The 25012-nt window shown below is 63.2% G+C and carries 5 protein-coding genes; 4 read left to right on the top strand and 1 reads right to left on the bottom strand.

The annotated features are described in order from the left end of the window. Nucleotides 1-71: 71 nt before the first annotated feature. The 3 genes from E1742_RS11370 (at nucleotide 72) to E1742_RS11360 (ending at nucleotide 18081) form a co-directional block, all read left to right on the top strand. Entirely contained in the window at nucleotides 72-1721 is a 1650-nt protein-coding gene (locus E1742_RS11370) for a ShlB/FhaC/HecB family hemolysin secretion/activation protein (RefSeq protein WP_307721919.1), read from the top strand. 1 nt (nucleotide 1722) lies between these two features. After that, nucleotides 1723-16167 (top strand): hemagglutinin repeat-containing protein, encoded by a 14445-nt coding sequence (locus tag E1742_RS11365; protein WP_134384975.1) that lies wholly within the window; start codon nucleotides 1723-1725, stop codon nucleotides 16165-16167. A 1419-nt stretch (nucleotides 16168-17586) separates the two neighbouring features. After that, nucleotides 17587-18081, top strand: a complete 495-nt coding sequence (locus E1742_RS11360; protein ID WP_206076748.1) for a barstar family protein — start codon at nucleotides 17587-17589, stop codon at nucleotides 18079-18081. Nucleotides 18082-18652: 571 nt separating this feature from the next. On the opposite strand, the gene E1742_RS11355 is transcribed toward E1742_RS11360, so the two are convergent. Further along, entirely contained in the window at nucleotides 18653-19186 is a 534-nt protein-coding gene (locus E1742_RS11355) for a class I SAM-dependent methyltransferase (RefSeq protein ID WP_229466725.1), read from the bottom strand. Nucleotides 19187-19348: 162 nt separating this feature from the next. On the opposite strand from E1742_RS11355, the gene E1742_RS11350 reads away from it, so the two are divergent. Continuing rightward, nucleotides 19349-24859 carry a hemagglutinin repeat-containing protein gene (locus E1742_RS11350; protein ID WP_134384974.1) on the top strand — a complete coding sequence of 1837 codons (5511 nt, stop codon included), beginning with the start codon at nucleotides 19349-19351 and terminating at the stop codon, nucleotides 24857-24859. Nucleotides 24860-25012: the final 153 nt, after the last annotated feature.

Below are 25012 nucleotides of genomic sequence, written 5' to 3'. Positions count from 1 at the left end.
TACTACACAGCTGAAGTGTTTCCGTAAGGTATGCAATGTTTTCGTTTTCGCAACGCGCTCACCTGACCCTCGTGAGCTGCGTCGTTGTCCCGTCCGCACTGGCCCAAGTGACGCCTGCGGCCCCCGATCTGGCAGCCGAGCAGTTGCGCCGCCAGCAGCAGCGCGAGGAGATCCAGCGCAAGCAGGATGAGGCCGGGTCCGACGTGCGCCTGCAGGCGCCCGTGGCCGCACCGGCCGATGGGTATCCTGCCAATGAATCGCCGTGCTTCGTCATCCGCACCGTGGCGCTGGGCGGCGACGAAGCCGCGCGCTTCCAGTGGGCGCTGGGCGCCGCGCAGCCGGCGCTGAACCGCTGCCTGGGCAGCACGGGCATCAACACAATGGTGAGCGCGATCCAGAACGCGCTGATCGCCCGCGGCTATGTTACTGCCCGCGTGCTCGCGCCATCGCAGGATCTGCTGACGGGAGTGCTGCGTCTGACGCTCGTGCCGGGGCGCGTGCGCGCGGTCCGCTTCACGGCGGGCCAGCCCACGGGCGGCTATGCCAACGCGCTGCCGCTGCGGCCGGGCGACCTGCTGGACCTGCGCGCCATCGAGCAGGGCCTGGAAAACTTCAAGCGCGTGCCGCGCACCGAAGCCGATATCAAGATCGTCCCTGGCGAACAACCGGGCGAAAGCGACCTGGCGATCGACTGGCAGGGCGGCCGCGCATGGCGCTTCGCCCTCTCGCTGGACGACAGCGGCAGCCGCTCCACCGGCACGTACCAGGGCGGCGCGACGGTGTCCGTCGACAATCCGACGGGCCACCACGATCTATTCTATGTGACGCTGAACCGCAACCTGCCCGGCGACAGCCCCGGCGGCGACTACGGCACGAAGGGCCATGCGCTGCATTACTCGATTCCTTACGGCTATTGGCTGGCCACCTTCCAGCTGAACGACTACGGCTACCACCAGACGGTGGCAGGGGCCAACCAGGACTACATCTACCGCGGCACCAGCACGAACACGGAGCTCAAGCTGGCGCGCATCGTCTATCGCGATGCGGTGCGCAAGACCACGGTGTCGCTGCGCGCCTACCAGCGTCGCAGCCGGAACTTCATCGACGACACGGAAGTGGAAGTGCAGCGGCGCCGCATGGGCGGCTTCGCACTGGCGCTGGCGCACAAGGAATTCATCGGCAAGAGCACTGTCGATGGCAGCATCGCTTACAAGCTGGGCACGTCCGCCTTCGGCACGTTGCCGGCACCCGAGGAACCCTACGGCGAAGGCACGTCGCGCCCGCGCATCGTCAACGTCGACCTGAACGTCACCGTCCCCCTGCCGGCCGGCCTGACGTACCAGGGCGCGTGGCGCGGCCAGTGGAACGGCACTGCGCTGATCCCGCAGGACCGCTTCGCCATCGGCGGGCGCTACACCGTGCGCGGCTTCGACGGCGAAGCCAGCCTGTCGGCCGAACGGGGCACCTTGCTGCGCAATGATGTGACCTGGACCGTGCCCGGCACGAACCAGCAACTGTACGTGGCGCTGGATCACGGCACCGTCTCCGGCGCCAGTGCGCCACGCCTGCTGGGCACCAGTCTGACGGGCATGGCGCTGGGCTGGCGCGGCCAGCTGGGACGCTTCCAGGCGGAAGTCTTCGCCGGCAAACCTGTCCGCAAACCCGCGGCCTTCCGCACCGCCGGCGTGGCCAGCGGCTTCAACCTGAACTTCGAGTACTGACATGAACAAGCTTCGCTACCGCATCGTTTTCAACAAGACCCGTGGCATGTGCATGGCCGTGCAGGAGACGGCGCGCAGTCAGGGCAAGGGACAGGGACAGAGCGGCGCGCTGGCCACCTGCGCACCGGCCGCATTGACGATGCCGGCGCTGCGCCGGCTGTTGCTGTTGCTGGGGGCCGCGTTCGGCAGCCTTGCCTTGACGGGCACCGCGTTCGGCCAGGTCGTCGCCGATGGCCGCGCGCCGGGCCACCAGCGCCCGACGGTGCTGAACGCCGCCAACGGTGTCCTGCAAGTCAACGTGCAGACGCCCAGCGCGGCCGGCGTGTCGCGCAACGTCTACTCGCAGTTCGACGTGCCGAAAACGGGCGTCATCCTCAACAACTCGCGCACGGACGTGCAGTCGCAGCTGGGCGGATGGGTCCAGGCCAACCCGTGGATGACCGACGGCACCGCGCGCGTGATCCTGAACGAAGTCAATTCGGCCAATCCGAGCCGGCTGCAGGGCTATATCGAGGTGGCCGGCCAGCGCGCCGAGACGATCGTCGCCAACCCGGCCGGTATTTCGGTGGACGGCGGCGGCTTCATCAACGTCAGCCGCGCCACGCTGACGACGGGCACGCCCGTGCTCCAGGATGGCCAGCTGAAAGGCTACACGGTGGCGCGCGGGGCGATCGCCATCGACGGCGGCGGTCTGGATGCCAGCAAGACCGACTACACGGCGCTGATAGCACGTTCCGTGCAGGTCAACGCGGGCCTGTGGGCACAGCGCCTGGACGTGATTGCCGGCGTCAACGACGTGCTTGACAGCGGCAGCGCACAGGTCACGCAGGCACGCCAGGGCGCCGCCGATGCGCCGCAATACGCCATCGACGTGGCGCGCCTGGGCGGCATGTACGCCAATCAGATCTACCTCGTTGGCACCGAAGCGGGCGTCGGCGTGCGCAATGCGGGCGAGATCGGCGCCCCGGCCGGGGACCTCGTCGTCACCGCCAGCGGACGTCTGGAAAACAGCGGCAGCCTGGCCGCGCAGCGTGTGCAGGTCGGCGCCGACGCTGTCGCCAACAGCGGCAAGCTGCAGGCGACGGGCGATGTCGCGCTGACGGCGGGCAGCCTGACGAACAGCGGGCAGCTCATGGCCGGTAACAATGCCGTTCTGACCGTGCGCGGCGATGCCGACAACGGCGGCGGCACCATCGCCGCCGGCCGCATCGAGCTGACCAGCGGCGGCACGCTGCGCAACGCGCAGGGCACCATCGAACAATCCGGCAGCACGGTGCTGGCGGTCGATGCGGGCCGCGTCGTCAATGGCGGCGGCACACTGGGACGCGAGGCCGTCGCGCCGACCGTCAGCGAAGTCACGGTGACGCCAGGCGGCGGCACGGTCGCGCCAGTCGCGGCCACCGATACCGCCGTCGTTGTCGATACGGCGGCGCCAGCGCCGGCACCGGCACCAACCGCGCCTGTCGCCACGCCGGCCGTGCCGGCACCGCCGGTACAACAGCCCGGCATCCTGAAGGCGCAGCTGGTCGACAACAGTGCCGGCACCATCGTGGCCGGCGGCGGCGTGTCCGTCAGCACGGGCGCGCTGGACAACCGAGGCGGCAAGGCGTATCTGGAAGCGCTGGCGGTCAATGGAACGAGCTTCGACAACGGCCAGGGCACGTTGACGGTACGGCGCGATTTCACGGCCCGTACCGACACCTTCGGCAACGACGCCGGCAAGCTGCTCGTCGGCGGCACGCTCGATGCCTCGACCGGCGCGTTCGCCAACCGCACCGGCCTGCTGCAGGCCGGCCGTTTCACCATCGACGTAACGGACGGACTCGATAACGATGGCGGCACGTTGCGCCAGACCGGCGCCGCCGCCGCGTCGCTCGACGTGGGCGGCGAGCTGCGGCAGGCCAAGGGAACGCTGGACGTGGCGGCAGCGCTCGACCTGCGTGCCGGCACCATCGCGGGGGACGCCAGCACCGTCAACGTGACGGGCGACCTGACGCTGAAGAGCGGTGCTGCCAGCGCCGCCTCCGGCATCTGGACCGTCGGCGGCGCGGCGCGCATGCAGACGGGCGATTTCGACAACACCAAGGGCAGCGTCTCGGCGGGTGGTCAGCTGACCTGGTCCGCCGGCACGCTCGCCAACGCGGGCGGCAAGATCGCGAGTGCGGCCGACGCATCCATCGCGTCTTCCGGCAGCGTCGACAACACGGGCGGCACGATCCAGGGCGCGCAGCGGCTGGCGTTGCAGGCGGCAGGAGCGTTGAACAACCGCGTCGGCACGATCGAGACGCTGGCGGGCGCCGATACGCTCACGGTGGAGGCGGCGCGTATCGACAACAGCGCGGGCCGCATCGCCAACGCTGGCAAGGGCGCTGCCAGCATCACGGCGGGTACCGTCACCAACAGCGGTCTGATTGGCGGTAACGGCAGCGTGGACGTTACCGCGTCGTTGCTGTCGAACGCCGGAACGGGCCGCATTACGTCCGCCGGCGACATGACGATGAACGTCCGTACGCAGCTGGACAACGATGGCGCCATCGCCAGCGGTGCCAGGTTCACGACGCAGCAGGACAAGGCACTGCTGAATAACCACGGCAGCATCGTCTCGCAGGGCGAGATGACGATCGCCAACGCGGCCGTCGTCAACGACGGCACCATCGCCACGGCCACCGACACGCTGGCCGGGCTGACGATGACGACGGGCCGGCTGGATAACTCCGGCGGCACCATCCGCGCCGATGGCACGGGCGACTTCAACGTCCGGGGCGATACGCGCAACGTCGGCGGCAGCATCTCGGCCGACGGCATGCTGACGCTGCGCACGGGCGGAATGCTCGACAACACGGCCGGCAGCATCGAGGCCGGCGCGCGCCTGGCGGTGCAGGCCCAGGACATCGGCAACAACGCGGGCAGGATCGTCAGCACGGCCGTGGGCGAATCGACCGTGGCCGCGGTCAACCATATCGACAACCGCGGCGTGATCGCCTCCAACGGCAGCCTGACGGTAAACGCGGCCACGCTGGCCAACGCGGAAGGCGCCGAGATCGTCGCGGCCGACCACATGAACCTGGGCGTGCACAAGCAGCTCGACAACGCCGGCGCCATCAGCAGCGCCGGCACGCTGGCTTCCAACGAAGCCGGCGCCACGCTGGTCAACACCGGCACCATCGATGCGGGCGGCAACGCCAGCCTGAATCTGGACCGCGTCGTCAACGACGGTGGCGCCATCGACACGCTGAACGGCGGCGCGCTGACGCTCGATGCCAATGCGCTGAGCAACCAGGCGGGCCACATCATGGCCAGCGGTGCCGCGGACGTGACCGTCACGGGCGACATCGACAACACCAAGGGCGTGATCCAGACGGCCACCGCGCTGAAAATGGACGCCGGCGGCGCACTGACCAACCGCGACGGCGTGATCGAATCAATCGCCCCGACCGGGACGCTGGCCGTGCACGCGGGCTCCATCGACAACACGGCCGGACGCATCGTCAACGCCGGCACGGGCGCGGCCCAGGTGGGCGCGACCGGCCATATCGTCAACACGGGCGTCATCGCGGGCAACGGTACGCTGGACGTGGCGGCGCGCACGATGGACAACAGCGGCACCGTCAGCACGGCAAGCGCGCTGGGCCTGGCCGTCAGCCAAACGCTGAACAACACCGGCACGATCAGCGCGGCGACGGGCCTGCACGGCGATCAAGCCAACCTGTCGCTGCACAACCGCGGCGTCATCGTTTCCGGCGGACCGCTGACGATGACGGCAAAGCTGATCGACAACGACGCCGGCCGCATCGCCACGGCGCAGGGCTCGCATGCGGACATGCTGCTGAGCGCACAGAACCTCAGCAACCAGGGCGGCGCCATCATGGCCGACCGCAATGCCGCGTTCATCGTCGCCGACAGCCTGACCAACAGGCTGGGGCTGATCCAGGCGCAGGGCACGCTGACGATGCATGCCGGCGGCATGGTGGACAACACGCAAGGCAATATCGAAACGACGACCCCGGCCAGCACGCTGCAGGTGCAGGGCGGCGCCGTGCTGAACGACGCCGGCCGCATTGTCAACGCAGGCGGCGGCGACACGGCCGTTCGCGCCACCGCGCACCTGATGAACAGTGGCCTGATCGCCGGTAACGGCGCGCTGGCGCTGGAGGCGCAAACGGCCGTCAACACGGCGGCAGGCACGATCGCGGCGGGCGATACGCTGGCGCTGCAGGTGCATGGCAGCCTGGAAAACGCGGGGGCCATCAGCAGCAAGGCCGCAATGACGATGGACGAAGCCGCGACGGCGCTGACCAATCGCGGCACCATCGTCGCGGGCGCCGATGCGACACTCATCGCTGGCGCGATCGACAACGACGGCGGACAGATCGCCGTCGCGAAGGACAGCGGTGCCAGTGTGACGGTACGCGGCGCCAGCCTGACCAACCGGAACGGCAGCATCGTGGCCGAGCGGGAGCTGGCAATCGCGGTGGACGGCCTGCTGGATAACAGCCGCGGTATCGCGCAGGGGGTAACCGGCGTGACCGTAGCGGCCGGCGGCCTGCTGACGAACGACGCCGGCTCCATCGAAGCGGCCGGCGCGCAGGCGACGCTGGCGGTGCAGGCGGGCGACCTCGCCAACGGTTCGGGGCGTATCGTCAATGTGGGGCAGGGCGCCGCCACGGTCGGTGCCGTCGGCACCTTGTCGAACAGTGGCCTCATCGCCGGCAACGGCACGCTGGGAATCAATGCGGCCACGCTGGTCAACGAAGCGGCCGGCACGATCGCGTCCGCGGGAGCCATGACGGCCACGATCGGTACCGCGATGGACAACCGCGGCACGATAGACAGCGGCGCGGCGCTGGACGTCGCCGCGGCCGGGGCTTCCGTGCGCAACAGCGGCCTGGTTGTCGCGGGCGGCGAGCTGACCGTGCACAGCGCGGACTTCAATAACGACGATGGCCGCATGGCGACCGCGAAGGGCTCGGGTGCCGGCATCGGCATCGATGCCACCGCCGTCAGCAACCGCGCAGGCACGATCCTGTCCGACGCCGCCGTGCGCCTGGACAGCGGCGACAAGGTCGACAACACGAAAGGCACGCTGCAGGCGACCGGTTCGCTGGCGCTGACGGCGGCGGGACAGGTGTCGAACGACGCCGGCGTCATCGAAGCGCTCGATCCCGCCGGCACGCTGGCGCTGCAGGCCGGCGCGCTCGATAACGGCGCGGGGCGCATCGTCAACGTGGGTACGGGTCAGACAACGCTGAACGTGGCCGGTACACTGTCCAGCCGCGGCCTGATCGCGGGTAACGGCCAGCTCGACATGTCGGCCACGGACATCGTCAACGCGTCCGGCGGCACGATGGCGGCGGGCGCGGCGATGAACGTCACGGCCAGGCAATCGATCAACAACGCCGGCACCATCAGCAGCCACGACGCGCTGACGGTGGCGGCGGCGACAGCTTCCGTGCGCAACAGCGGACAGATCGTCAGCGGCGGCAATGCCGCGCTGGACACGGGCATGTTCGACAACAGCGGCGGCCAGCTGGTGACGGTCAAGGACCGGGGCGGCGCGATCGCGTTGAACAGCGCGGGCATCGTCAACGTCGGCGGCGCCATCGTCGCCGACGGCGCGGCCACGATCACCGCGGCGGGAGCACTCGATAACAGCCGCGGCACCATCGAGGTCACCGACGCGGCGGGCACGTTGACGGTGCAGGCACACGACATCGACAACACGGCAGGACGCCTCGTCAACGCCGGCAAGGGCGACACGCAGATAACGGCCGTGGCATCCGTGACGAACAGCGGCACGCTGGCCGGCAACGGCGCCGTCGCACTGGACGCGGCGACGGTGCGCAATCTGGCCGGCGGTACGCTGGCGGCCGGTAATACGATGGACCTGCGCATCGCGCAGCAACTGGCCAACGCGGGCACGATCAGCGCCGGCGCGGCACTGACCATGGACCAGGCGGCGGCCACGATTGCCAACAGCGGCAAGATCGTAGCCGGCGGTACCATCCTGCTGCACGGCGCCACCGTCGACAACGACGGCGGCCAGATCGCCACGCAGTCGGGCGCGGACATCGCCATCGCCAGCGAATCGACACTCTCCAACCGTGGCGGCGCCATCGGCGCGGCCGGCGACGCCACTTTGAGCTCGCAGGGCGCCTTCGACAACAGCGGCGGCCAGGTGCAGACGCCGGGCGACCTGACGGTCACCGCCGGCGGTGCGCTGACCAATACGAACGGCGCGCTGGAAGCCGTCGGCGCTGCCAGCACGCTGGCCGTGCAGGCGCAGTCGATCGGCAACACGACGGGCCGCATCGTCAACGCGGGTACCGGCCTGACGACCATCGACAGCGCCAGCGCCATCGTCAACAGCGGCACGATCGCCGGCAACGGCGCCATGGACATCACGGCGCTGACGCTGCGTAACGGCACCGGCGGCGCAATCGCCGCGGGCGGTGCGCTGGACTTGCTGGTCAGCCAGCAGCTGGACAACAGCGGCGGCACCATCACGAGCGGCGGTACGCTGCGCTTCAACCAGGCCGGTGCCACGTTTGCCAACAGCGGCCGGATCGGCGCGGGCAGCGCCGTGGACATCACTGCGGCTTCCATCACGAACAGCGGCCAGCTCTACACCGTGTCCAGTTCCGGCGCGGCCATCACGCTGGATGCCAACAGCCTGGCCAACGCCGGCGGCACCGTCGCGGCGGACGGCAGGCTGGCCGTGGACGTGGCGGGCACCATCGGCAACAACGGCGGCACCCTGCACGGCGGGCGTGACGTGACGGTGTCCGCCGGCGGCGCGCTGGCCAACGGCAGCGGCACGATCGAATCGGCGTCCGGCACGCTGACCGTCACCGCGCAGTCGATCGACAGCAGCGGCAGGATCGTCAACGGCGGCACCGGGCTGACTAACGTCACCAGCTACACCAGCATCGTCAACGGCGGAACGATCGCCGGCAACGGCGCGCTGGACCTGCATGCGCAGACCTTGCGCAACCAGGGCCAGCTCCAGGCGGGTGGCAGCATGCTGCTGGACGTGCGCCAGCAACTGGTCAACAGCGGCACCGTCAGCAGCGCGGGCACGCTGATCTTCAACCAGGCCGGCGCTTCGTTCAGTAACAGCGGCCAGATCGCCGCAGGCGGCAACGCCACGTTCCGCGCGGCGTCGTTCAATAACGACGGCGGCAAGATCAGTACCGTTCGCGGCTCGGGCGCCGGCATCGACGTCACCGCGCCGGGCATGAGCAACCGGGGCGGCACGATCGTCGCGGACGGCAAGGCGGAACTCACGCTCAATGGTGCCGCCGACAACAGCGGCGGCACGCTGCAGGCGGGATCCGGCTTGCAGCTCGATGCGACGGGCACGCTCACGAACGGCGGCGGCGTCATCGAAACGCTGGGCGCGGCCGCCACGCTGACGGTGGACGCGGCGTCCATCGACAATGGCAATGGCCGCATCAACAACGCCGGCACGGGCGACACGAAACTGGTCAGCAAGGCCGGCATCGCCAGCACTGGCTCGATCGCAACGATGGGCAACCTGCTGCTCTCGGCGCAGACGTTGCAGAACGGCGCGGGCGGCACGATTGCCGCAAACCGCAATCTCGACCTGGCGATCACGCAGCAGCTGACCAACGGCGGCAAGATCAGCAGCGGCGGTACGCTGACGTTCGACCAGAGCGCCGCCACGTTCACCAACAGTGGACAGATTGTCGCCGCCGGTAACGCCATCATCACGGCGCAGCAGGTCAACAACAATGGCGGCCAGCTGGGCACCGCCGCGGGCTCCGGGGCCGACCTCGCGCTGAACAGCCAGCAGCTGAACAACCAGGGCGGCCGCATCGCAACGGACCGCGACCTGGTGGTGACCACGCATACCGTGGGCGGCATGGGTGAACTGTTCGGCGGGCGCGACCTGGCGCTGACGATGGACGGCGACTACGTGCAAAGCGCGGGCGCGCAGCAGTTCCATTCGAACCGCGACCTGTCGCTGGCGGTAACCGGCAATATCACCAACACGTCCACCTTCGAGGCGGCCGGCACGCTCACGTTGTCCGGCCAGCAGATCGTCAACCAGGCCGGCGCGTCGATCGAAGGGCAGGGTGTCGTGCTGAAGGCGGCGGGCGACCTGACCAATGCGGGCGAGATCAACGGCGTCACGAAGCTCGATATCACTGCCGCCAACGTCAGGAACACCAGCGGCATCGTCGGCGGCGACGTCACGCTGGCCACGCAAAACCTGGACAACACGGGTGCAGCGGCGCTGATCGGCGCGACGAAGTCAATGAACCTGGGCGTGGCGGGCACGTTGAACAACACGGGGCAGGCGACCTTGTACAGCAGCGGCGAGCTGACCATCGGCGGCGCCGGTGGCGGCAGCACCGCTGTGGTGAACAACAACTCGTCGACCATCGAGGCCGGGCGGGATCTGACGTTGCGGGCGACCACGCTGACCAACGTTCGGGAGAATGTGCAGCTGACGAAGGTGCAGACGGTGGATGAGACGGTCGAGATGCACTTGCCGAGCTGGTACCACCAAGGTAAGAATCCAAAAAACTTCGACGCGAATTCCAGTAACTACCAGCCGCACGAAGTCTACTTTGTGAATCCGGCTGACATTCTGGAAGAGGAGCAGTATGTCACGCCTGACGGCTACTCGATTTACCGCGCCGTCATCCGTACGCACGCGAACGACTCGGTATTCCTTGTCGCGCCTTCCGCTTACGCGCAGGGCTATGGCACACAGCAGAGGATTACGGCTTCGGAAGGGACACGCGTCATTTACTACACCGACCGTGGCCAGGTCGCCAATCCCGACCAGGGAGGTGCGTCCAGTAACGCGATCGTTTATGCCAGTACGGTGCACACCTGGAAGGATTCGATCAGCTTCTCGAACCAGTACGGCAACTGCAGCAGTAACTGCATCCGCCTGATCACGCAGCCCGACTACACGGATCCCCGCACCACGATCCTGCGCGACAAGGTGTGGGCGGTGGCGCCACAGGAGGGCAAGCTCGAAGTGTCCCGCACGGCCCACCACACTGCGGTGGAAGATCAGATCGCGCCAGGGTCCGGGCCTGTCTCGCAGATCGTCTCAGGCGGCAATATGCACGTCACGGTCAGTAACGTCATCGACAATCGTTACGGCGATATCATGGCGCGGGGCGCATTGACAATCGATGGTGGCGCAGTTATCACGAACACGGGCGCGACGCTGTACCGCGCCCATACCTTCGACGGTACCTGGCGTACCGGCGACGGCACGGTGGTGAACTATCAGCAGCCAAGCATCAACGAAAAAATCGGCACCGCCGCCGGCACCATCCAGGGCGGCCAGGGCGTCTCGATCTCTGCCCGCAGCTTCAGCAATATCGACGTGACCGCGGGCACGGTGGGCAACGTCCGCGAGTCCGTCAACGTGATCGGCAGCGGCGCGTCCGGTGCCGCATCGGCCGGCGCCCATGCGTCGGCGGGCAGCGGTGCGAACGGCGGCGTGGCAGGCAGTGCATCCGGCAGCGGTACGCGCAGCAACGCCAATCTTTCCGGCGCATTCGGTGCCATCGCGGCGGCGGCCGACCTGACCGCGCGCCACGAGGCCGAGGCCAGCGGCTTGCGCAACGTTACGGTGGTCGGCGGTTCGACCTCGGGCAGCGGCTCCGCCAGCAAGCTCGGTACCGCCGCACAAGCCGCATCGAGCGGCACGGTCAACGGCGCTGCCGCCAACGGCGCGGTGAACGGCAGCGGCGAAGTCAATGGAGGCGCGCTGCTGGGCATCGTGGGCAGCACCGACAACCGCACCGCATTGGGCGACGTCCGCACGGCCGCCGGCAACGCGGCCGGCCAGAACGCGTCCGCCGTGCGCGGCGCGGCCATCGGCAACGTCATGCAAGTGTCGCCGGGCGGCCTGTTCATCCGCAATCCCGATGCCGGCGGCAGCTACCTGTACGAAGCGCGCCCGCAGTTCGCCAACCAGGGCCAGTGGACCAGCAGCGACTATCTGCTGAACCAGCTGGCAATGGACCCCGCCGTGACACAGAAGCGCCTGGGCGACGGCTTTTATGAACAGCGCCTGGTGCGCGAACAGCTGTCCGAACTGACGGGCCGCCAGCCGGCCAACGGCGCCAGCGACGACACGGTCTACAAGGAACTGCTGACGAACGCCGTCAGCGCCGCGCGCGAATTCGGCCTGCGTCCCGGCATCGCACTGAGCGCCGACCAGGTCGCGCGCCTGACCAGCGACATCGTCTGGATGGAAAGCCAGACGGTCCAGCTGCCCGACGGCAGCACGGAAACGGTGCTGGTACCGAAGGTGTACGTGGCCCATGTGGATGGCAAGGCATTGCGTCCGGGTGGCGCGCTCGTGACCGGCGAGAACGTCAGCATCAAGACCACGGAAGGCATCGCCAACTTCGGCGGCGTCATCGACGGCGGCAATGGTCGGACGATGCTGGTAGCCGAACGGAACATCGTCAACCAGGGCGGCACGATCGCCGGTGGCGACGTGCAGCTGGACGCCGGCGGTGACATCCGCAACGAGACGCTGGTGGTCAAGCAGACGTACGACTTCGGTCCCAACAGCGGCAGCTACACGTCGCTGTCGAACGTCGCCTCGATCACGGCGACGGGCAAGCTGGACATCTTCGCAGGACGAGACCTTTCCGACCTGGCCGGCAAGATCACGGCCGGTTCGGCCAGCATCATGACCGGCCGCGACGTCGCCTTCAGTACGGTGCAGACGGGCAGCACGTACCAGTCGCAGATCAGCGGTTTCACGCAGAACGACAGTGCGATCAACCACCAGGTGAGCCAGCTGTCCACGGGCGGCAACCTGACGGTGCAGGCGTTCGGCAACCTGAACCTGACGGGTACGCAGGTATCCATCGGTACCAGCGGCACCGGCACGGGCCTGCTGGAGGCCAAAGGGGCGATCAACATCGCGGCCGTCACCGACGAAGTGAAGACGTCGCTGTTCAATGACCCGAAGAGCAAGCAGTACGACCGGCAGGTGCATCAGAACCAGACGGTGGTGGGGGCAGGTGTGGCGTCGGCTGGGAACCTGACGCTGAGCGCGGGCCTGGGCGGCAAGGCGGACCTGAACCTGACCGCCAGCACGATCGCCGGCGGCGGTGCGGTCACGCTGTCGTCGACGAACGACGTCAATATCAAGAGCGCGATCGAGGACCACGTCTCCGACACGGCGAGCCACCGCGAATCGAGCAGCACCTTCAAGAAGAGCAGTTCTACGAGCACCGACTACAGCGCCGCTGGCCTTGTCGTGGGCAGCGATGTCAGTGGCAAGAATGTCACGGTCAAGGCAGCGAACGACATCGCCATCGCCGGCAGCGGTTTGACGGCGGAGGAGGCGCTGACGCTGAACGCGGGCCGCGACCTGCTGGTAACGACAGTCGCGTCGGAAGGCAGCGAGAAGCACACGCACGAAGAAAAGAAGAGCGGCTTCTCGTTCGGCGCCGGCGGCATGGGCTACAGCAAGAGCCAGCAGAAGCAGGCCAGCGACGGCGACACGGTCACGCAGGTGGGCAGCATGCTCAGTGGCGGCTCGGTCACGGCCACCAGTGGACGGGACACGCTGATCCAGGGCAGCACGGTGGTCGCGGATGAGAACATCAGCATTGCCGCGACGCGTGACCTGTCCATCGTCAGCGCGCAGAACACGAGCGACGACACGTCATCGAGCAGCAGCAAGAAGTCGGGCATGATCGGCACGACCTTCCAGCCGGCGGTCGGCAGCGTCAAGACCACACAGGACGGCACGCACAGCTCCGTCACGCAGGTCGGCAGCCAGATCGCCAGCCTGGGTGGCAATGTGACGTTGAGCGCGGGGGAGAAGTACACGCAGACAGCGAGCGAGGTATTGGCTCCTAAAGGGAATATCGCCATTACCGCACAAGACGTGGCGATCAATGCTGCGCTGGACAGCGGTACCAGTACGGATCACAGCACGTTCAGCAAGACAGCGATTGGCGGGTCGGTGAACATTCCGTTGGTGAGTGCCCTGCAGGGCCTTAAAAGCACGGTGGATTCGGCGAAAGATACTGGAGATGGCCGCATGAAGGCCCTGGCGGCGATTGCCGCGGCTTCCGGTGCCGTCGAAGCAGTGAACAGTGCGCAATCGATCATGAGTGGCAGTACTGCCGGCATTAAGGTCAGTGTCAGCCTTGGCAGCAACAAGAGTGAAAACAAGACCGAACAAAAATTCGAGACCTCGGTAGGATCGAGCGTTTCAGCTGGAGGCAACGTCAGCATCACCGCTACCGGTGCTGGTGCGAACAGCAATCTGACTGCTATTGGCAGCGAGATTAACGGCGGCGGCGATATAACTTTGAAGGCTGACAACGATGTTGCTCTGCTAGCGGGCCGAAATACGGCCAGCCAGCACAGCAGCAACAAGTCGAGCGGATCGAGCATTGGCATCGGCTTTGCATTTGGTGGCCAGCAGAGTGGCTTTACCTTGGACGTCGGTGTCAGCAAAGCCCGCGGCAAGGCAGATGGCGAAGATGTCACCTATACCAACACCCACGTGAATGCAGGCGGCGAACTGAAAGTGGTGAGTGGCGGCGATACGACGCTGAAGGGCGCAGTCATCTCAGCAGACAAAGTGCAAGCGAACGTAGGCGGCGATCTCGCTATCGAGAGTCTGCAGGATAAAAGTACATTCGACAGCAAGCAGACCAGTGCGGGGATGAACCTGAGTCTGTGCATTCCGCCGTTCTGCTACGGGGTCAGCACTGTAGGGGGGAACTTCAGCAAGGCAAAGGCCGAGGGCGATTACCTCAGCGTTGTTGAGCAGAGTGGCATTAAAGCCGGTAATGGTGGCTTCCAGTTGACTGTCGGAGGGAATACGGACCTCAAAGGCGGGACGATCAGCAGCACCCAGCAGGCGGTCGATACAGGCAAGAACAGCCTCAATACCGGTAGCCTGACGTTTAGTGACCTGGTAAATAACGATTCCTTCAAGGCCAGTGGTATCACGATGTCAGGATCGATCGGAACAAAATTGGGCGACCAGAGCAAGGCGAAGAGCGTCGCGGACAAGGGTGCGGCATCCAGCAAAACTGGGATCGGCAACAATGCGGGCTTCGCCAGTACCGATGGCAGTCAAGATAGCCTGACTAAGGCCGGCATCAGCGGTGGTGCGATCACGCTGACCAGCGGTGTCACGCCAGCGCTGACGGAGCTAGATCGCACCGTCACATCCGATAAGGATACATCCGGCGCGCTCGCCAAGGACTGGAATGGCGACGAGCTGTTGAAGGAAGTGCAGGCTGGCGCCGCGATTACGAGTAAGGCATTGCCCGTGTTAGCCCAGCAGTTCGGTGACTTGGCTTCTGCTCGCGAAAAGACACTTCGTAAAGAAGGGAATGATGCTGAAGCCGACAAGTGGAAGGAAGGTGGCATCTATCGAGTGGCGGGGCACATGGCAATCGGTGCCCTTGGCGGAGGAATTGATGGGGCATTAGGTGCTGGGTCCGCAGCCGCCATGGCACCGATCTTGGACGAGATACAAGGCGAACTGCGAGCCGGCCTGTTAGGGGCTGGGGTTAGCGGAGAAACGGCATCAGAAATTTCGAAGGTGCTTGCTGCCGGGGCCGCTGCAGTCGTCGGCGGTGTAGCAGGCAATGGTGCAGGAGCGTCTACCGCATTCAATGAAGACAGGTTTAATCGTCAACTGCATCCGGCTGAACTAAAATGGATAACAGAGAATGGAAAGACATTCGCTAAGAAGCTTAGCGACGAGCTTGGCCGGTCAGTCACCGAGCTTGAAGCATTGGCCTGGCTAACCCGAGCGGGCGAAGGAAGTGTTGATAAGGTGTACCAAGATTCTTACGCAAACGGCTTGGGCCCAGCAACCTCAGAGGCACGATGGGCATATAACCTTGCCAAGCAGTTCATTTTGGTGAATTCAAAGGGCGGCACATTCGAGACCCCCGATGGGACCAAAGGCATGTTCGTCGCGAAAGGTGGGGAATTCCAAAACCCAACGATCTACTCAGAATTCCGAAACGATAAGAACTATAGAGATTATGCTTGGACAGTTCTTGGCGATAATTTGCGTCCGGATAAGCCGACAGCTGAAGAGTTGGCTGTGTACAATGCCAGAGAGAAAGAACGACTTCTTAGGGAGGGCAAGAATCTCCTTATAAGTGCGCTGCCGACAGCACTCGAAGGGGGGCTGGTTGGGGTGCTGAGACCGCCAAAGGTTAGGCCGGGTGAGGCTCTTACCACAACGGATCGTCCTGACGTGATTCCGCCTAAAAGCAATGTCCAGGAAAATGCCGCCGATCACTTAGCAACGAGTCCAAAAGGCGGTGAAGCTCTGGCAGGCGAAAGCACTAAGCCTATCCCCCTGCCAACGCCGGGGCCAAAGAACAGCTATTGGTTAAATATACAGAGCTCGATCCTGATTCCCACTACTGTACTCAGTGTGCTCTAGACTTAAGCCTGGCGGCAGATGGCGAGGGGAAGATCGTCATATTTGGTAGTAAGAATGCTAACTGGCCTGAGAAATATGTGTGGCAGATGGGAAATTCAATTAACGTACAAACCGAGGCTGGTATGGACCAGTTTGCTTATCACTCAGTGTACACGGACGGCCGGTATTTTTACGACCCCCTAGTATCCAAATCCCCGATCACCCAGGCGAATTATATCGATATGTTGAGATCGAAAAATCCGGACGGTATATCTTGGCGAGTGTACGTTCCCGACATTGAAAATCCAAAGATACCACAACTTCAAAAAGGGGGGTTTTAGAATGACACCCAGGGCCTATAGTAATGAAGAACTTCCGTTGGCAATATTTTTAGATCTACTGAACCACATCGTCAGAAGAGGCTGGTACAGTTCGGTGCCAACTTCCGAGGACGGCAAATCGTTGTTGTATGTGGCCTTTCATATACATCCTGACGATGCTGACCGACTATGCGAGTTGGTGGAAAAAGCACTAGTATTGCTAGAATCGAATGCTGGCTGGGTTCTTCTCCGACAGCAACATAATAGATTTATTCTCTGCGCCAGCGAAGTAGTGGTGGAGGGTGAGAAGATTGGAAGCCTTAAAGGGGCCGCGTTCGAGTTGCATAGAACTCATCCCGAGCTCGAGCGGCGCGCTGGGTCCGATATGATATTGTTGTGTGATAAAATATATGATGTCTACTATACGGAAAGATTTGGATCTTAAGGTTAAGTGTAAATAATATGGCGAAGTCGGTGCGTCTTATATTTCTATCCCGGGCCGGGATATAATTTGATGCGGGCCTTTGTGGATTACATTATGATCCGCGGTACGAAGCGTTCACTCGACCATATCACCTATGGCGGTGGAGGAAAAAATCAGGATGATGGCGAGAAAAGGAGAATATTTATCAGTGTTTTGGTGTCGCGACAGTTCGAACAGCTTACCCAATAGGGGTCGTAATGGAGGAGGCAGGCGCGTCTGACAGCGAAAGTGATTAAGCGAATTATGGGTAATACGGCGTGATCGGAACTGCATCGTGGATTGCATGCGTGAAGCAGTCGCGCGTCAGAAAAATATGGTAACGGCGGTGCCAGACGGTCCAGCTGCCAGACTGTAGTACGCAACGGTGCAAGTACAGAGGGTACGTGGCCACATGGACGGCAAGGCACTGCGTCTGGCCGGCGCGCGCTGGACCACGCTAGCGTAAGCCGGCGGTCGCGCAAGGTTGCGGGAGACAGTTGAGGTTTCCAAGTTAGTCGGCGCCGGGGGTGTTCTTCTTGAGTTGAACGACCAGGCTCGATTGTTGGGATTTTGGTTATGGAGTTGCCAAAAAAAAGAAAATTGACGAGTTCGTAGCAAGGCATAAGGCATGATACCTTTGACTTTGCACGAACTTGCATGAACATGTTTGTGGGGGCGTGGGTGGATATAGAAGAATTCACGTATTATGACGTAATGCCGAGAGTCAATGGCCCGGGTGAATTTGTGGGTTTTGTAAAAAGCGGCGTCTCCTCGGTAGACGACCTTTTCGCCGAACTGGATCGGGCCCTGGCGTTTCCATGGTATTTTGGCGGCAACTGGAATGCAGTATCTGACTGCCTGCGCGACTTTCAATGGCGCCAAGAGACAGAAATAGCCCTTGTGCATCAAGACGTGCCGGGCATTGCGAATGATGAACTTGTGCTCTATCTTGAAATTTTGATCTATTGCATTCTTGACTGGAAAAAGATGGAACCCGCCGCTTTGCCGTATTTTCCCCGTCCAGCGCAAAAGCGGTATTGCGCGAGATCTGCTAGCTTGCCGAGGTGCATATGTCAGACGCTGTACCTGGTGGATACGGATGAAAATGCTCAGATTAACGTGCGACTACTTCTGCTACCCGATCTTGCATGACGACGGCGAGACAAGCGGATAATTCGGCGATATCGATCCTCGCGCGTTACCAATCAGTCTTCCTCTTGGGAGAGCTGATGGCATGGTCGGACTCGTTCGATCGCGGTCGGGATATGGAAGATCCTGCCAGCTCTCGGTGAGCAGAGGGCGAACGCGAGGATTTTTTGCATTTGGGAAGGCTGCTTCGGCACAAACACTAAGGTGAGCTGGGTAGCGGATATGCAGTAAGAAACAGCTTCGACTTCCAAGAGATGAACGCGCTTGGAAGCGAGAATGCTTGGCGTCGTCAGGATACGGCTCCAAAGCGCACGCGTACAGCTATTGCCGCCACATGGTAGTCATTTCTGGCTGGGGTGGCTGTGATTTCACCCGTATTGCTAACGGTTCGATGGCATTGATTCTGTCGTATGGCCTGGATTCGCGGCGTCGCAAGTTTGGCAGCAGGCTTACTCTTGGCTTTCGGCTTTGTTGCCACGACCCATTGAGATCGAAGTGCGATAATTGGCCCTGGGCTTGTCGTCAGGAACTCGTCCGCTAATCGGCCTGTCTCCAGCATGGAGCGCGGCTTGCATCACTCCTCGCGCCGATAAATCCCAACAATAATATCGCTAGGAAACAACCGCAAAACCGGAATCAAACTACGAATCACAACATACTGCCCCCACAAGACCAACGGATTCGGATTCCCCACATACCCCAGCCGCTCCTTCAGCCCTGCGCGCGCAGCGCGGGCAGTTCGCGCTGCAAGACCAGCGAGAAGCCGACGCCGGCCAGGAGCCGGGTAAGGTTCTCGTTGTCGAAGTAATGCAGATGCGGCGAGGGCAGGCTTTTCTGCCACATCCTTTCGAATGGCCCGGCGATGCGCAGCCGGACCAGCAGCTTGGACAGCCGGTAGAAAAAATCCCCGGCTGTTGGGCAGGTTCAGGATCAGGATGCCGCCCGGGTTCAGGTGCTCGTGGCAGGCGCGCAAGGCGCTGCCGATGTCGGGAATGTGTTCAATGACGTCGTTGAAAACAATCACGTCGAATGTCTCGTCCGGGCGCAGAGCGTCCGGGAAATAGCCCTGGCGGACCTGGAAGCCGCGTTGTGCGGCCTTGCTGCCCACTTCGGCATCCGGCTCGATGCCGATGGCGTCGAACGCGGCGACGACCGCCGGGCGGCGCGTAGGTGCGGTGTGCTCGACGATTTTCGCTAAATTGGATTGTCGCAGTGCTTACGCGAGGCTTCTCTGGCTTCTTCGTCGATCGTGGCATGCGCCTGCGGCACGTTGATCGATACCGCAGCGCGGCCGCGTCGTAGCGCCCATGCGTCGGCGGGCAGCGGTGCGAACGGCGGCGTGCCAGGCAGTGCATCCGGCAGCGGCACGCGCAGCAACGCCAACGTTTCCGGCGCATTCGGCGCCATCGCCGCTGCCGCCGACCTGACAGCGCGCAACGGGGCTGAGGCCAGCGGCTCGATTTCCGGCAGCGGCGGTGCCAGCAAGCTTGGCACCGCCGCGCAAGCCGCGTCGAGCGGCGCCGTCAACGGCGCCGCCGCGAACGGCGCGATGGGCGGCAGTGGCGAAGTCAATGGAGGCGCACTGCTGGGCGCCGTGAACAGCACGGACAACCGCACGGCATTGGGCGACGTCCGCACGGCCGCCGGCAACGCGGCCGGCCAGAACGCGTCCGCCGTGCGCGGCGCGGCCATTGGCAACGTCATGAAGGTGTCGCCGGGCGGCCTGTTCATCCGCAATCCCGATGCCGGCGGCAGCTACCTGTACGAAGCGCGCCCGCAGTTCGCCAACCAGGGCCAGTGGACCAGCAGCGACTATCTGCTGAACCAGCTGGCAATGGACCCCGCCGTGACACAGAAGCGCCTGGGCGACGGCTTCTATGAACAGCGCCTGGTGCGCGAACAGCTGTCCGAACTGACGGGCCGCCAGCCGGCCAACGGCGCCAGCGACGACACGGTCTACAAGGAACTGCTGACGAACGCCGTCAGCGCCGCGCGCGAATTCGGCCTGCGTCCCGGCATCGCACTGAGCGCCGACCAGGTCGCGCGCCTGACCAGCGACATCGTTTGGATGGAAAGCCAGACGGTCCAGCTGCCCGACGGCAGCACGGAAACGGTACTGGTACCGAAGGTGTACGTGGCCCACGTGGACGGCAAGGCATTGCGTCCGGGTGGGGCGCTCGTGACCGGCGAGAACGTCAGCATCAAGACCACGGAAGGCATCGCCAACTTCGGCGGCGTCATCGACGGCGGCAATGGTCGGACGATGCTGGTGGCCGAACGGAACATCGTCAACCAGGGCGGCACGATCGCCGGTGGCGACGTGCAGCTGGACGCCGGCGGTGACATCCGCAACGAGACGCTGGTCGTCAAGCAGACGTACGACTTCGGTCCCAACAGCGGCAGCTATACGTCGCTGTCGAACGTCGCCTCGATCACGGCGACGGGCAAGCTGGACATCTTCGCAGGACGCGACCTTTCCGACCTGGCCGGCAAGATCACGGCCGGTTCGGCCAGCATCATGACCGGCCGCGACGTTACCTTCAATACGGTGCAGACGGGCAGCACGTACCAGTCGCAGATCAGCGGTTTCACGCAGAACGACAGCGCGATCAACCACCAAGTGAGCCAGCTGTCCACGGGCGGCAACCTGACGGTGCAGGCGTTCGGTAACCTGAACTTGACGGGTACGCAGGTATCCATCGGTACCAGCGGCACCGGGACGGGCCTGCTGGAGGCAAGCGGAGCGATCAACATCGCGGCCGTCACCGACGAAGTCAAGACGTCGCTGTTCAACGACCCGAAGAGCAAGCAGTACGACCGGCAGGTGCATCAGAACCAAACGGTGGTGGGGGCAGGTGTGGCGTCGGCTGGGGATCTGAAGATCAATGCAGGCGAGGGCGGGAAGGCGGACCTGAACATCACCGGCAGCGCGATCGGCTCGGGCGGAACCTTGAAACTCATCGCGACGAACAGTGTCAATATCGCTGCGGTACAGGAGAACGATGTTTCCGACACGGCTTCCAAACGGAGTTCGAGCAGTACGTTCAAGAGCAAGACTACAACCGAAGCCGACTACGTGGCCAGCAGTCAATCCATCGGTAGCAGCATTTCGGGTGCGAACGTCGATATTCTTGCCGACAAGGATATCAATGTCATTGGAAGCGCGGTAGCCGGGGATGGCGACGTAGCGCTTTATGCAGGCGAGGCTGTCAATATTGTCGCCGGCACCAGCACGCTGACGGAGCAGCACCATAAGGAAGTCAAGGAGAGCGGTTTCCTCAGCGGGGGCGGCTTCGGCTTCAGCTACGGTACACGAACGACCACCACGGATCAGACGCGCGATGCGACTACGCAAAGCGGGCAGTCGCGCAGCGTAGTGGGTTCGTTGGCTGGCAACCTGAATATCACGGCGGGTGAAGCAATTAAAGTCAGCGGCAGCGATCTCGCTGCCGGCGTGGATATGACACTGGACGGCCGCAGCGTCACCATCGACCCTGGCCTGGATGACTCGAAAGGGAAGTTCGAGCAGAAGACGGTGCAGGACGGGCTGACGCTTTCGCTGGGCGGTTCGGTGATCAATGCGATCCAGACAGCACAGAGCATGGCCAGCGCGGGCTCTCAGTCCAAGGACGGCCGGGTGCAGGCGCTTGCGGCTGCCACCACCGCGCTGGCGGCAAGGAACGCGGCCAGCGATATCGCTAAAAATGGCCTGAACGTCAGCATCAGTCTGACCGCAGGCCATTCGGAGAACCAGTACACCCAGACCACCAGTAATGTCGTCAACACCGGCAGCGTTCTTACCGCCGGTAACGACATCACGATCCGCGCGACGGGGGGAGGCAAAGACAGCAACATCAACGTTGTCGGCTCCGAGATCAATGCGCAGGGGAACGTCAAGCTCCAGGCAGACAACGAGGTCAATCTTGTCGCTGCACAGGACCGTGAGGCCCAGCACAGCGATACCAAGAGCATGAGCGCGGCGGCAGGTATCGGCGCATCCATCGGTACCAACGGCATGTCGATCGGCTTTACCGCCAACGCCAGCCTGGGACGTGGCAAGGAAGATGGCGAAGGAACGACGCAGCTCAATTCGCATGTCAACGCCGGCAAGCAGCTCGAGATCGTCAGCGGCGCCGATACCAATATCAAGGGCGCGGTCGCGACGGGCCAGAAAGTGGTGATGAACGTTGGCGGTGACCTGAATATCGAAAGCCTTCAGGACACGGCGAAGTTCGACAGCAAGAACCAGAGCGTCAGCGTTGGTGGCACGGCGGGCGTCGGCGTAAGCGTCAACGGCAGCTTCAGCAACTCGAGCCTGCACAGCGACTACGCCAGCGTCCAGGAACAGAGCGGCATCCGCGCCGGCTCGGATGGCTTCCAGATCACGGTCAAGGGCAACACGGACCTGAAGGGGGCCGTGGTCACCAGCACGCAGGAGGCGATCGAACAGCACAAGAACACGCTGTCGACGGGATCGCTGACGGTCAGCGATATCGAAAACCACGCCGACTACAAAGGTCAGAGCGTCGGCCTGAGCGGCGGCTACGGCACGAAAGGCGACAAAGGCGGCAAAGGAAGCGAGCCTGATACAACCGGTGTGGCGGGAGGCATCTGGAAGCCGATGCAAACTGGCGGAACGGGCATGAACACGCCAATCGCGATGGCCGCATCGGACAGCGCATCCAGTACCACCCTTAGTGGCATCAGCGGCGCTGACATCACCATTACCGACGAACAGAAGCAGCAGGAGCTGACTGGTAAAACTGGCGAAGAGGCGCTCGCCGGGTTGAACAGGGATGTGTCGAGCGAGAAGGATTCGAGCGGCGCACTGAAGCCCATATTCGACAAGGCGGCGATCGAAGCGGCCTTTGCTGTCACGAATGCGTTTGGCCAGCAGGCTAACGCACTGCTGCAAGAGTATGCACAGGAAGCGGACGAGAAGCTGGCGAAAGCGAAGCAACTGGAAGCTGAAGCTCAGGCACCAGGCTTGACGGATGCGCAGAGAGAGGAGCGCGCCAACCAAGCAGAGGGCTTGAGAAACGAAGCAGCGGAGCTGGCTGGCGATTGGGGGCCAAAGGGAACGTACCGCCAGGTGACGACTGCCCTGATTGCAGCCGCATCAGGAAATGTTACTGGTTCCGCAGCACAGTTTGGCCAGACTTTACTGGTCAACTACGCCCAGCAACAAGGCGCAGCCTATCTCGGCAGCCTGGTCGAAAAAGGCGAACTCACAGAAGGTACGCCGTTGCACGCCGCCGTGCACGCGATGTTGGCATGTGCAGGCGCTGCCGCCAGTAGTCAGCAATGCACCAGTGGTGCAGCCGGCGCGGCGGCCTCCAGCCTGCTAACGCAGTTGTTTGCGGATCCGACGCCGGACGAGTCGAAAGCGGATGCTGAGGCAAAACGGAACCTGATCGCGAGCCTGGTTGCCGGTCTTGCGACAGCCACAAACCTTGACGCAAGCGCGGCGACTTCCGCTTCGGTTGCTGCGACGGATAACAATTGGTTGGCGACGCAGCAGGTTGTGCAGATGAACAAGGAACTCACTGCTGCAAAGGGCACACTTGAGTATTTGAAGGTATTAGGAAAGTGGGGCGTCGTAAGTATGAACCAGACTGCGCTGACAAAAAGCGGTTTTGTCAAAGGTCTGGCCGAGGCGGGAATGTCGGATCTGCAGGGGATGGTGGACTTCTTCAAGGATCCTGTTGCTCGCGTCAAGGGCTTGAAAGCGATCGTTACAAGCGAAGAGGTACGCGGCCAAGTTGCGGACGATTTTTTGAACGAACTTACGACCAAGCTGAACGCAGTGGAAACGGCGTTGCGGGTTGGCGGCGAGACAAATGCTGAGGCATTAGGGAAGAACGTCGCTGAGCTGATCTGGCAGGTTGGGGGACTTGTATCGGGAGTTGGCGACGTCGCAAAGGCTGCTGTCACGCTTGCCAAAGTGGGTGTAAAGGTAACTAAAGGCGCATTGGCGACGCTAGGCAAGGCGGCCGTTGAAGGTAAGCTCATCCCCGGCGTGGGTAGCAAAATTGCAACAGCTCCGTCGGTACCGAAGCTAGAGCCAGTTACTTACACACCCGCGACTGTACCTAAGGATAACCCGGGCGTACCAAAAAGCATTGACGTCACTCCAGAGAGTGGTGGCTTGAAGCCAACCGACACGCTCGCCACAGTAAAAAGTGTAGAGAACCCTACGCTGAGCGAAGTTCCTGCTACGCCAAAAGATGGTGCAGTGCACGAGCCAGGTAACGGTACGGAAGCATATAATCCAGAGCCATCAGACGGACTTTCTGCCGATACTGGCAGTGCTCCAAACGACGTCTTGGCCGACGGCGCGGCAGGAGGCCTCGAAAGTCCACGAATAATTCCCTACGACCCCCCTGGAGCAAGTCTGAACCAAGGCCGTGGGCCGTTATGTGGACCGACCTGTGCTGCGATGGTGGTCACAGATAAAACTGGTAGGACAGTCGATATTGCAGAGGTGGCTGCGGCATTCGAAAATGGGGTCCGTACAACTGGAGTTAATTACATTGAACTTTCGGAAGTGATATCCAAGTATGGCATAAAAAACAAACCCGAAGCGATTTTCTTCCCGGGCGAGTTGAATAGGGCGCTTGATGCTGGGAACAACGTTATCCTAAACATGGGAAATCATTTTATTATCGTGGACGGGAAGAAAGTGGTCGATGGTGTAACATACTATATGACTCGGGATCCGTCCAAAGGGCCGCGGGGGTGCTTGGTGAGTTTATGGATGCGCACATGGCGCGAGGGTTAAACGCGATTGTAATTGGAGAGTAACGTGGACGTTAAAGAATTGCTGCAGTTGGACTGTCTTAAGGTCGGTGATTCCACCGAGGTTTCCGGTTGGATCGTAGACCTGCCAACGGGATTGGCCATACTTGCTGATCATTACCCCGAAGATTATGAG

Origin of the sequence: Pseudoduganella plicata, assembly GCF_004421005.1 — a bacterium.
Classification (GTDB): domain Bacteria; phylum Pseudomonadota; class Gammaproteobacteria; order Burkholderiales; family Burkholderiaceae_D; genus Rugamonas; species Rugamonas plicata.
Note: the sequence above shows the minus strand (reverse complement) of the source record. Positions and strands in the feature narration are given on the sequence as shown.